Genomic DNA, 12,132 nt, shown 5'->3' on the forward strand with positions numbered 1-12,132 from the left:
TATAGAATTCTCTAGGAGAGGCTTGGATTATGAAAAGTCAAAAAAGCCAAAACTAAACAAAAATAAATCGTAAAAAAGTAAGTTGAAGGCAGTGATCAGGGATCGATCTGTCGACCTTATTGGACAACATCTCGTTGGGCGACCCTTTCCCCCGATGTTCTCCCCCATCTCAGGTCGACCTAAAGGATTTACAAATGCCATATAAACCTTGAAAGATTATGGGGTTTTATACCCGATGGCGTTCTACCTTCTGATTCACTGCCACACCGCATCACTTATGATACGGTAATAGAGTATATGTTTTAAAACTACTAATTGTTTTTGATATACAATCTGGTAACAAAAAAGAAATTAAATATCATAAAAGAAAAGTAAAAAAGACAGAATCTATGACCTCAGCCTTTAAGATCAGCAATAAGTAACTCACAGGTCTGACTTGAACCTGCTCAGCCTATTCTCTTCTCCTAATCTGCACCTACAAGGAATTTCTTATAATTAAATCATATGGTTGTTTACAGTTAACACATCGGGTTTCTGCAGAACCACTTCACAAGGAGAAATAATACACCTTAAATTATCGACCAGTCGAAAACCAATTCAAGTTAAATACAACCATATCCATCTATATATAGGGGATATAGGGGAGTAAAACCGGATGCTTCGAATAGCAATAACAGGAAAGCCCGGTGTGGGAAAATCAACTGTAGTGTCAAAAATTGTGGAAAAACTTGACCTAAAAGCCTGCGGAATCCGGGCTGCCGAAATACGCGTGGAAGGTCAACGCCAGGGATTTTCGATAGAGGACATCGATACTGGCAGAAAAGGTATCCTGAGCCATGTCGAATGCACCGGCCCGAAGATGGGAAAATATCATGTGAACCTTGAAGACCTTAATGATATCGGTGCAAAGGCGATCAGGGATGCCATTGGTTGTGATCTTGTAGTAATAGATGAGGTCGGGCCCATGGAACTCAAATCTGATAACTTTATCCGGGCTGTGGAAAAGGTCCTTGATTCGGAAAGGCCAATACTTGCTGTACTTCATAGATCGAGCAAACATCCGCTGGCGCAGAGGATAAGGGAGGAGTTCGAGGTTCTGACAGTTGATGAAGTCAATCGGGACGATCTGCCTGATATAATTACCACGAGATTCCAGTAAGGCAGAGAAGAAGAAAAGAAAGCTGAGAATTCATATTTTGGATGAGCATAGCCATCAAGAGGGGAGATTTAAATGGGGACAGAAACGGCAGCATTCGACTATGAAGAGGAAAGAAAGAATTTCAATTGGGATGTTCCTGAAGATTACAATTTTGTTAATACCATAAAGGAATGGGCAACGAATGAAAAAAAGTTGATGGCAGTTACCGAGCACCCGGACGGAAAGATTGAGAAAGCAGCGTACTGTGAGGTCTGGGACAATGCAATGAGATTTGGAAATATCCTTCGGGGTTCAGGCATCCATAAAGGTGACCGGGTACTAGTAATACTTCCCAGGGGAACGGATGTTTATGTTGCGAGTCTCGGCATCTGGGCCATAGGTGGAGCTGTCGTTCCAAGTACGATCATGCTCAAAAGCAGGGACATAGACTACAGGATAATGGATGCCGGAGCAAAGGCTTTGATAACAGATGATCCTGCAGTTGCTGATGAGGTAGATGCAATAAAGGACAGGATCCCGGAAATCAACCTATTCTTTTCAGGTCAGAGAGAAGGATGGAGAAATTATGAAAAGGAGATCTATTCTGCATCCACAGACCTGAACCTCGAAACACTAAATGCAAGAGATCTTTTGGCCATCAACTACACCTCCGGGACCACAGGTGCACCAAAGGGTGTATTGCATAACCATTCATTGATGTACTGCTTCGACAGGCTAAATCGATATTATTGGTGGAACACACGATCCGATGAGCTATGCTGGGCAACAACCGAGCCAGGTTGGGCAAAATGGTATTGGGGACCGTTCGGTGCTGTTCTAAATGCAGGAGCTACCAACTTTCATTACTCCGGAAGATTTGAGCCTGAAAAATGGTTTGAACTGCTTGATAAATGGAATATAAATAAGGCATGTTTTACCCCAACGGAACTCAGGGCCATGGCAACGATCGAAGATGCGGACCAGAGATTCGATCTGACGGAACTGAAGGTTATCTTAACTGCAGGTGAGCCCTGTACCCCGGGAATCGTTAATTTCTTCGATGAAAAGTTCGGGGTATCTGTGAGAGAGGGATACGGACAAACAGAAACCTGTGTCATTGCCTGCACCCTGCCCGGAATGAAAATAAAGCCCGGGTCCATGGGCAGGTTCACACCCGGTGTAGAGGGGGCAATTGTCGATCCCGATACAGGTGAAAAGTTACCCTCAGGCGAAAAGGGGACAATCGCTGTCGCAAGGGATCATCCTATGCTTTTCAAAGGATATCACAACAAACCTGAAAAAACAGGAGAATGCTTTGTTGGAAACTGGTATCTGACCGGTGACCTTGCAATGCTGGATGAGGACGGATACATATGGTTCGAATCAAGGGCTGATGATATATGTATAAGTTCGGGCTACAGGATCGGTCCATTTGAAGTTGAAAGTGCAGTAAATTCTCATGAAGCTGTCATTGAATCGGCGATGATCCCGAGTCCAGATCCAATAAGAGGAGAGGTTGTTAAGGTCTTTGTTGTCCTGAGGAAGGAATTCGAGCCATCTGAAGAACTTATTAAAGATATCCAGAATCACGTCAAAAAGGTGACTGCTCCCTACAAATATCCAAGGGAAATCGAATTTTTAAGGGAACTACCAAAGACCATCAGTGGCAAGATCAAGCGCAAAGAGCTCAGGGTCACCGAGTTCGAGACAAAAATGGATGTAATCGAAAAGCTAAAAGAAAAAGGGCTGTGGCAAAGAGCCGATTGAAATAACAATCAAAAGTGTGGTCTGTAGGTAAATATTATTATTCAGTAAAGAGAAAATACTACATGATGTCCTGTGATCTTGTGAATCAGGAGATATATAAGGGAGGGGTTTATACGGAAGATATTTTTCGATTTGCGGATGAGCTTGGACCGAGCAAGATCATCCATATATATGAACCGTCTGTTGGATTGAAAGCTGTGCTTGTGGTGGATAATGTGGCGGCAGGACCTTCAATTGGAGGAGTACGCATAGCTCCGGATGTTAGCACAGAGGAGTGTTTCCGTCTGGCAAGGGCCATGACCCTTAAGAATGCAGCTGCAGGCCTTCCCTATGGAGGAGGAAAGGCTGTTGTCTATGCTGACCCGAAGATGGATCCTGAAAAAAAGGTAGAACTTCTAAGAGCCCTGGCCTGCTCATTGAGGGAGATAGAGGAATACATCTTTGCTCCTGACATGGGTACGGATGAGGACTGCATGGCCTGTGTAAAGGATGAGATCGGCAGGGTGGTCGGATTGCCCAGAGTCCTTGGAGGAATCCCCCTGGATGAGATAGGGGCTACCGGATGGGGGCTCAGACATTCAACTGAAGTTGCCCTTGAGTTCTGTGACTTCAAACTGGAAGGAGCCAGAGTTGTGGTACAGGGATTTGGGGCAGTGGGCAAGAACGCAGCACGCTTCCTTGTGGAAAAAGGAGCAGTTGTGGTTGCAGTAGCAGATTCCAGAGGTACTTTATATAACTCAGAAGGGGTCGACGTTGATGCGTTGATAGCTTTAAAAGACTCCGGAGGAAGCGTGGTCGATTATCCCGGAGGACAGAAACTCGAGCTCGATGCAGTCATAGATGTTGACTGTGATATATGGATCCCGGCAGCACGTCCGGATGTCCTTAATGAGGGGAATGTGCACCGCCTGAAAACAAAACTTGTTGTTGAAGGTGCCAACATACCAATAACTCCTGAAGCTGAGAAGTACCTGCATGAGAAAGGTATCCTGTGCGTTCCGGACTTCATTGCCAACGCAGGAGGAGTGATCTGCGCTGCTATGGAATATGAGGGAGCCAGTGAATGTGCAGCACTTCAGGCCATAGAGGAGAAGATACGTCTCAATACCAGATTGGTGTTGACTGACTCAGAAAGCAAAAGTATACTTCCACGGGAGGCTGCTCTGGAGCTTGCCCTTGCAAGGGTCCACAAGGCTATGGGTTACAGACGATGGTCACTGTTCTCATCAGCTCCGGGATTCGTATAACAAAGGAGGAGGGAGGGGGATTTAAGGAAGGAGCTCATGTTTCTTCCAGTACTCATCCACCATCTCCTGAATGCTTTTTAAAGCATCCTCCTGTCTTACCGGTTTGAAAAGATGTGAAAATCGTTCCTGCTCTTTAAGGTACTCTTCCACAGGCTTGAATTTCTTCGGGACATAAGTGTGTTCCACCTCACCATGGACAGACTCCTTTAATGGCCAGAGCCCTGTCTCAACTGAAAGCTTTGCAAGTCTGACAGATCGGGATGGATCAAATCCCCATCCGGGCGGACAGGGTATGTGAGATATGAAAAGCTTTGGACCTTTGAATTGTTCTGCTTTTTTGAACTTGTTCATCAGGTCAACAGGATATGCCGGTGAAACAGTTGCAATGTATGGCGGTTTGTGACTGTTCCAGATGTCGAACAGGTTCTTCTTTTGAAGCTGTGAACCAACCGGGACCTCCTTTCCGGGAGGGGTTGTTCCTGTCCTTGAACCAAAAGGAGATGCTCCTGAATGCTGGAAACCGGTATTTCCGTATGCTTCATTATCATAACAGATGTAGTAGAAGTCCAGGTTGCGGTAAATTGCCCCGGATGTGGAGGAGAGTGCCATATCATATGCAGAACCATCACCGGAGAGCACGACCACCTTCAGGTTCTCTTCAGGATCAAGCTTCCCTTTTTTGATCAGTATGTCCAGAGCATCCCGGACACCCTGGGCTCCTGCAGGTGCACAGGCCATTGCCGTATAAAGCCAGGAATTCCTGAATGGTGAAAATGGATAGATGGTAAGAAGGGTAAAACATCCTGCTGCATTTACGATGACGATCTTATCACCCAGTGCCTTCAGGCAATACCTCAATGTCAGGAGACCGCCACAGCCTGCACATGCAGCAGTCCCTGGCAGCATGTTCTCTTCAGGTGGCAGTTCCTTTATGGATCTGATGGTTGATGTATCCATATCTTTATTCCTTCCCTGCGATCTCTTTCAGTTTTGTTATGCCTTCCAACTCACTTTCCGTATAGAGTAGAGAAGGAGGTTCAACAATTCCAGTATCCGATGCACTGATCATTTTCTCAAAGATAAACTCGAACTCTTTCTGGCTGATGTTCTTGCCTCCAAGTCCTCCAATGAAAGATAGCAAAAGAGGCCTGTCAATCTCATTGTACAAGCAACCTGCCATCTCTGAATAGATGATACCTCCCTTTCCTACGCTGATGTTCTGGTCGATGACAGCCACAGCTTTCTTTCCTTTCAATGCGTTCTTTATTTCAGATTCCGGAAATGGCCTTAAGAACCTCGGCCTTAATAAGCCGGCTTTGACCCCATCCTCCCGTGCCCTTTTCACAGCAGCCTTCCCGAGAGTTGAGAATGAGTTTGTCATCACAAGGATATATTCGGCATCTTCCATCATATATTCGTCAATGACCTCGTATTTCCTGCCAAATATCCTTTCAAAATCATCACAGACCTCTTTGTAGATCTCAAGAGCATTCTGACTTGCAAGGTGCATCTGGTACTTGAAATAAGAATAATAATCCCCGCCAAGGACCGCTACTCCCTGGGCCATTGGCCTGGCTGCCTTGAAAAAGGCATGTTCCGGCCTGTATTCTGGCAGGAAACTCCTGACCTTCTCCACATCAGGGATCTCCACAGCTTCCCTGGTAAATGAAAGGTAAAAACCGTCCATGTTAACCATCACCGGCAGGAGCACACGCTCATCCTCTGCCAGCCTGTATGCCATCAGGACAGAATCAAGTACCTCCTGGCAGGTCTCGCAATGGATCTGCAGGAATCCCGAATCCCGGACTGCCAGAATATCGTTATGGTCCGGACCCAGGGTGATCGGTGAGGATAAACCCCTCGATACGTTGACCATCACCAGAGGAACCCTCCACCCTGCCACTGTATATATCATCTCAAAACCATACAGCAGTCCCTGGCTGGACGTAGTCGTAAAGGTCCTGGCACCGGTAGCTGAAGCAGCCCCTGCAGCCGTGATCATGGAATGTTCCGAGTCCATGGTGACAAAACTCGCATCCATAGACCCATCGGATATCCACTTTGCAATTGTCTCAATTATCTCAGTCTGGGGAGTTATAGGATATGCCGGAATATAATCCACCTCTGCCAGTCGCACTCCCCAGGCAGCAGCACTGTTACCGGTAAGCATCTCTTTTCCCATTATTGATCCCCCTCTTCGGACCGGGAGTGAATCTCCCGAACTTTAGTGATAGCTTTTACCGGACATTCCTCGGCGCATACCAAACATCCCTTACAATTGTCATAATCCGCATACGGATAGCCGTCTTCGTTCAGCCGGATACAACCCTCAGGACACCTGGAAACACAGGTCATACACCTGGTGCAGATGTCATAATTCCAGACAGGTCTGAACACACGCCAGTTTCCTGTTCTTCGCAAGGGAGTATTGCCGGTAGCATTTATGGCAGGACTGGATACACGGGCAGTTTCAAAAGGTAATGTGATAACATTCTCTTTTTCCCTGATTGTCTCAGCAGTTTTTACCTGGACCGGTACTAAAGTATTGTAACAATAAAGTGCAGCCTCTGTATTTTTTCCTAGAAGATCTCTGTCCGATATGATTCCGGATAGTTCCTTTTCCAGGGCACCCTTTAAAGCCTCCTCCCCAATACCAGCGATCCTGGAAGCAACACCAGCTGCAAGGCTGCTGAGGACGGACTTTCCGATCATATCAAGGCTGACCTTTGTGATATCCAGTGTGATCACATGGTCTTCGATCCCGTACTCTTCCTTTGTTTCAAGAGGACTAAGAGGTGTGTTTACAAAAACAATACCACCTTTTTTAAGTCCTGATAATGGCATAGCTTGAGGATCCGAGAGTAAGGTTTCGTCCATAACGATCACAATATCAGGATCAGAAACTAAGCCCCGCTCCATGATATCATCTCTTGATATACGGGTAAACGCAGTGATAGGTGCCCCTCTTCTCTCGGCACCATATAACGGGAAATCCTGAGCATTGTAACCATCCAGAAATGCAGCAGTACCGAGCACTCTGCTGGCAACCTTTGCTCCCTGGCCACCCCTGCCATGGAATCTTAATCTGAGCATTTATACTCCCCAGTATATTTAGGGACTTTATGTGTATAAATATCCTCTCATTGTTTATTTGATCTATATGGGTCGATGACATCAGGGTATTTTATGATGCCTGAGAGGATGATTCTGGATATGACTTATGTTAAATGAAAGAACATGGGATCTCCGAAGGCGATTTTACATTATATGATGGAGAATACAAAAAGTGATGGATCGTTGACCCTAACAATCAGGCACTTAAGCGGTTGGAGAAATTGGGTGAGTGTTATTAATATTTAGTTTAATATTTTTTACACAGTCAAATTGATATAGTCTGCTGTACAATAATTATACGGGTACTTAACTAATGGAGCAGGGGTAAAGCATGGATATGAAGGAGCTGGAAGGTCTGGTCTTTTGCCAGAGTTGTGGAATGCCTTTGGGGAAGGACGAGGATTTTGGAACCAATGCAGATGGTTCAAAGAGTGAAGAATATTGCAATTATTGTTACCAGAATGGCGAGTTCACACAGCCCAACATTACTTTGGATGAAATGATAGAGCAATGCTCCAAAGCAATTGATGAAAATGGGATCATGTCACTGGAAGAAGCAAAAAAGATTAGCCAACAGAATCTTCCAAAATTAAAGAGATGGAAGTAATTTTTAGTTTTGCTCTCAACACTCATGTAAAGGAGAGATCGAAGAATTAGGGTGATAGCTATCGCTATGCCCGACACCCCTATCAAATAAACTTTAGTGGCAAAGTATAATTAGAAACATTAACAGATGATCCATTTCAACTTGTAAGAATTACTTATTAAGATGAAAATTGGAACGATTATCAGTCTAAGATCAAGGAGAACTTTTTATGAGTGGATTCTTCCCCCTGAAGTATATTGAAAACAAAAGCAGAATACTTGTCAATACTCCATTGTACTTTTTTCTGTTCATGCTTTGTACAATACTTGGTATTCTTGCATATTATATCCAGACAAAGGATGAATTTGCTCCTGCAGTTATACTCTCTGTATTATGGATCGTTTTTTGGAAGAACAGCAAAATTGAAGGAAAAACGTTGCTTTTGATAGCATCCATTTTTGGTTTCATACATGAATTATTGGGCGTACAATACGGATATTTTACATACATCAGTGGTGTATTAGGAAATGTTCCGCTTTGGATATTACCCGGGTATGGAGCAATATTCTGGTCAGCTCACAACCTCTGGAAGATATTCGAAAAACAATATTCAAGATCCAAGTGGTTCAATTTTACAGATCATTTCGTCATCTTAAGTTTTATTCTGCTTATACTGGCAGATTTCATACTCTTTGATCTGACAAAGAACCCCCTGATCATATCTATTAAATTTATAGCTTCATTTATGCTGTTTACAAATTTAAGCCTTTTAAGACTTGCATACTTTACAGGATTCTTCACTCTTCTTAATGAAATTGCAGGAGAAACACTTGGAACATGGTCACATCCGGATTTTTCACTACTTTCCCTGATAGCAGGATACGTTTTCCTTCTCTGGATATGCCTTTCGATCGCCGAAGTAAAAGAAGCAAGGAAAACAAAATATCATGAAAATGATCAACTCATAAGTTACATATCCGCATTGAAAGGACTTGTGAACGGAGAGAAAGGATGGACTAAACGAGAGGCAACTGCTGCATTTTTAATGATATTCCTCTATACTTTGGGTTTACTTGGGCTGATCAGGGTCTAAGCATATTATTGTCCTGATAATGAGGAATATCTTATTTTTTAATATTCATTAAATGAAATATTATTACTTTTTACAGCAACTTTTTTTGGAACAATTCAATATCCTTTACATTAAGACTAACTGAAAATGCGCCTAATTCCATTGTTCCCACCTTTTAATTCCCTTAACAAAGAATATCTTAGTTTTTTATATATCCATTTTTGCACGATATGGAGCAGAATACCAAACCTAAAACACACTGTAAACTCTTACCTCACTCTTCCAGCGACTCCATAATTGCATAGAAATACTGCGTCTTATGAGTAACATATAACTGACACCATGCTTCAAGGGTCTGAGCCGAAAATACATCCAGGTTCCTGATAACTTCCTTTGCGAATTCAAGAGGGGCAATCCCTGAGGCAGTTATAAGGTTACCATCAGTCACAGCAGGCTCCTGACGATAAAATGATTCTCCGGTGTAATCGGGACAGACCGTTTTCAGGTAATCCAGATCATTACTTGTATGGAGTCTGTTATCCAGAAGGCCGGCTTTAGCAAAACCCAGAGTTGCACCACATATGGCACCAACAGTGATACCTGCATCCAGGAACTCCTTTGCTTTCTCCAGTATTGGCGTGTGAATATCTTCAAGCCAGGTATCGCCACCTGGCAGGATCAGCACTCCGGCATCGTCAGTCATTAATTCATCAAGGCTAATGTCTGGCTCAATGCGCAACCCACCCATGGTAACAACAGGCTCTTTTGTAATACCTACTGTCCTGACCGTGTATTCGCTTGTATTCTTCCTGAAATAACGGCCGGAATTCAATTCAGCGATCAGGTAACTCGGCTCCCAGTCGGCCATCGTGTTAAGAACGTAAAGATAAGCTATTTTAGTCATTATATTACTCCTGATTTTGATATGTGATTCTATATTTTCATTTACTAAACTGACTTGTAGGTACAAAACTATTTTTGAAATTTACTTTAGGCAGGATTCCAGGCAGTTGAGGATGAAGAATAGTTCTTGGGGTTCTGTACTGTTGCTCAAGGCAAGGGAGCTTAGTCATCATCTTGTTGGGAAGAAGAAAAACGGTTGAGTTCAGTAAGCCTGCTTATATGGGCAAGAGGGATGATTCTGATCTATTGAGGAAGAAGATCATTGACATGCCTTATACCGAATGGAAGAAAATGGGATTCTCTAAGGGTACTTTGCACCACATGAAGCAGAATACCAGGAGTGATAACCCGTTCACTCTCAATGCTTATGAGAGGGAAAAATTGGAGAATTGGAATAATATGCTTTGAAACAACTGTAATAATCATCAGATTTTTATTATCTTAACACCAGTTAAAAGTTCATAGTAATGCTTAGTGGGTAATTCCCAGTTCATCTCTCCAGCGAGAAGATATGCCTCTTCGCATAAAAGGTTGTATTTTACCTTATCATGAAGATAGCTATCCAAAAAGTAGTCCATAGCGATAGCGTAATCCACGATGGTTTCATTGTATGATACATCAACATTATCTACTACAACTACACCCCCCATACCCGGAACCAAAGTTTTGACAGTTTTCAGAGCATCGCTAAAACCACATACTTTGCTAACAATACTGGGAGTGTATTCCTTGCCAGCCTCAAGTCCTGTTAACAGGAATGGATCATATCTCGAAGGAAATACTCCTGCAATACACCCCGTCATGAACTCATCATGGTTCATATTCAAACCCTCATCGTGGTCTGATAACCATTGAGGATATAACACAGCTGAAACACATCTTCTACCACTTGGAAGATTTGAGCATTCAAGCCCTCTCTCTTCAATCATCTTCTGGAGTCTGAGCTCTTCTCCAATAAGTACTTCTTTTGGAAGATTTATTGGAAAACCTAAAGGCAAATTCGTCTTTTGTCCATGGGCTGTAACCAAAAAGCATACGACTCGTACATCTTCATCAAGCTTACCCATGAGTATTTCGGATTTTACCATACGATCAAGCAAAACCAGAGAATCAAGCAAATCGGGGTATCCTTTGTTTTCGATCTCTATTCTTGAAATCGAAAATATGGGGATCACTTTTTTTGGAGATGACTGTTCACCATCATGATATTTATACAGATTATCGGACAAAAACATCTGGATCTTTTCACGACACTGCTTTTTCTTTTCCCAGTCAAGACCATCGTTTTCAATAAGAATTCCATTTCTAACCAGTATCCCGGAAACCCCATAAAAAAGCTTCACTTCTTTCCTTGTAGATTCGCCCACAGCTGTTACCACATCAGCATACTTTGAAAGAGATTCCAATTCAGCTAGGTTCCTGGGTACACCTTCTGACCATGAACTATCGTTGTTGCGTATTTTCTGTATTGCGTAATGCCCAGCTACTCTTCCAGGCAGTGTAGCGTGGTATGTAGCTACTGTTTTCAATGGTAAACATATTTTCTTGAGTCTTGCAATGGCATAGAAAACTGAAAATTCGTGACAATGAAGAGATAACTGTATGTTTGAATCAGCAGGTCTTTTTGTTTCAGAGAGATGTATATTTTTATATTCTTTAAGTTTTTTCTGACTTATTTTAAAAAGTTCACATATAAATTCAGAAATGGCATACGATAAATTAAGATAATGGCAATATTCAGTTCCATTATCCATATTCTCATAGGTTAATGAATCAAGTCCCAGTAATTCATATGCTTCACTTTTTACTTTGTTTTCAAGGGACATGTCAACCCCTTTATATTCTGCAGGCACTCTGCTAAAAGTTTCTGTATTAAACAGCAAGTAAATTATTTCAAGATTGCTGATTTTTCTAACTCCACTTATGGCATCAATACCGGACAATCTAAGAGTTTCAATGGCTGCAGATACATCTTCATCATTGCGGAACTCCTCTAATTCACTTATATCAGTAATCCTGTTGAGACCTTTGTTCCAGTCAGCTCCACTATGACCATAATATGGACCAACTACAATTATCTTTGGCATCGATTCATCTTTAATTTCTTTGGAATCAATAAGTGATGCCAGAGTTGTAGCTTCTGCATCGATAACATCCCAGATTCCCCCCATCTTGTTAGATCTGGGTCCAGCCTCTTCTCCGGCAATAATTAACCATTTCTTTCCCATAATTTGGTTCCCCGCACAAATGAAATTTGTCTATCCTCGTATAAATCAAAAATGGTTTTGATATGAAGTGTTTATTT

Annotated in this window: 11 protein-coding genes; 6 read left to right on the forward strand and 5 right to left on the reverse strand. The window is 42.7% G+C overall.

The features are described from left to right. The first annotated feature begins 655 nt into the window (after positions 1-655). From LI82_RS00600 to LI82_RS00610, 3 genes are all read left to right on the forward strand, one after another. A complete protein-coding gene (locus tag LI82_RS00600; protein ID WP_048193032.1) occupies positions 656-1,159 on the forward strand; it encodes an NTPase in 504 nt (167 codons plus the stop codon). A 72-nt stretch (positions 1,160-1,231) separates the two neighbouring features. Next, positions 1,232-2,905 (forward strand): acyl-CoA synthetase, encoded by a 1,674-nt coding sequence (locus tag LI82_RS00605; RefSeq protein WP_048193033.1) that lies wholly within the window; start codon positions 1,232-1,234, stop codon positions 2,903-2,905. 62 nt (positions 2,906-2,967) lie between these two features. After that, positions 2,968-4,152 carry a Glu/Leu/Phe/Val family dehydrogenase gene (locus LI82_RS00610; RefSeq protein ID WP_236622629.1) on the forward strand — a complete coding sequence of 395 codons (1,185 nt, stop codon included), beginning with the start codon at positions 2,968-2,970 and terminating at the stop codon, positions 4,150-4,152. Between the two features lie 21 nt (positions 4,153-4,173). Here the strand turns inward: LI82_RS00610 and LI82_RS00615 are convergent, their stop codons facing one another. Genes LI82_RS00615 through LI82_RS12295 form a run of 3 tightly spaced genes read right to left on the reverse strand, consistent with a single transcriptional unit; the run spans position 4,174 to position 7,245 of the window. After that, positions 4,174-5,109 (reverse strand): thiamine pyrophosphate-dependent enzyme, encoded by a 936-nt coding sequence (locus tag LI82_RS00615; RefSeq protein WP_048193034.1) that lies wholly within the window; start codon positions 5,107-5,109, stop codon positions 4,174-4,176. Between the two features lie 4 nt (positions 5,110-5,113). Next, positions 5,114-6,334 carry a pyruvate synthase gene (locus LI82_RS00620; protein ID WP_048193035.1) on the reverse strand — a complete coding sequence of 407 codons (1,221 nt, stop codon included), beginning with the start codon at positions 6,332-6,334 and terminating at the stop codon, positions 5,114-5,116. Next, positions 6,334-7,245: a 2-oxoacid:acceptor oxidoreductase family protein gene (locus tag LI82_RS12295; RefSeq protein WP_052402634.1), complete on the reverse strand. Its 912-nt coding sequence runs from the start codon at positions 7,243-7,245 to the stop codon at positions 6,334-6,336. Before LI82_RS12295 ends, LI82_RS00620 begins: the two co-directional genes overlap by 1 nt. A 352-nt stretch (positions 7,246-7,597) precedes the next feature. Here LI82_RS12295 and LI82_RS00630 point away from each other — a divergent pair, with 352 nt between their 5' ends. Beyond that, a complete protein-coding gene (locus LI82_RS00630; protein ID WP_048193036.1) occupies positions 7,598-7,873 on the forward strand; it encodes a zinc ribbon domain-containing protein in 276 nt (91 codons plus the stop codon). A gap of 208 nt (positions 7,874-8,081) precedes the next feature. Beyond that, positions 8,082-8,945, forward strand: coding sequence for a hypothetical protein (locus LI82_RS00635; RefSeq protein WP_048193037.1), 864 nt, complete (start codon positions 8,082-8,084; stop codon positions 8,943-8,945). Between the two features lie 253 nt (positions 8,946-9,198). Here LI82_RS00635 and LI82_RS00640 read toward each other — a convergent pair whose 3' ends face one another. Further along, the gene (locus LI82_RS00640) at positions 9,199-9,828 is read right to left on the reverse strand and encodes a type 1 glutamine amidotransferase family protein (protein ID WP_048193038.1); all 630 of its coding nucleotides are present in this window, start codon (positions 9,826-9,828) and stop codon (positions 9,199-9,201) included. Positions 9,829-10,004: 176 nt separating this feature from the next. Here LI82_RS00640 and LI82_RS00645 point away from each other — a divergent pair, with 176 nt between their 5' ends. Then, positions 10,005-10,235, forward strand: coding sequence for a hypothetical protein (locus LI82_RS00645; protein WP_048193039.1), 231 nt, complete (start codon positions 10,005-10,007; stop codon positions 10,233-10,235). 17 nt (positions 10,236-10,252) lie between these two features. Here the strand turns inward: LI82_RS00645 and LI82_RS00650 are convergent, their stop codons facing one another. Further along, positions 10,253-12,055, reverse strand: a complete 1,803-nt coding sequence (locus LI82_RS00650) for a glycogen synthase (RefSeq protein ID WP_048193040.1) — start codon at positions 12,053-12,055, stop codon at positions 10,253-10,255. Positions 12,056-12,132: the final 77 nt, after the last annotated feature.

Source organism: Methanococcoides methylutens (assembly GCF_000765475.1).
Taxonomy (GTDB): domain Archaea; phylum Halobacteriota; class Methanosarcinia; order Methanosarcinales; family Methanosarcinaceae; genus Methanococcoides; species Methanococcoides methylutens.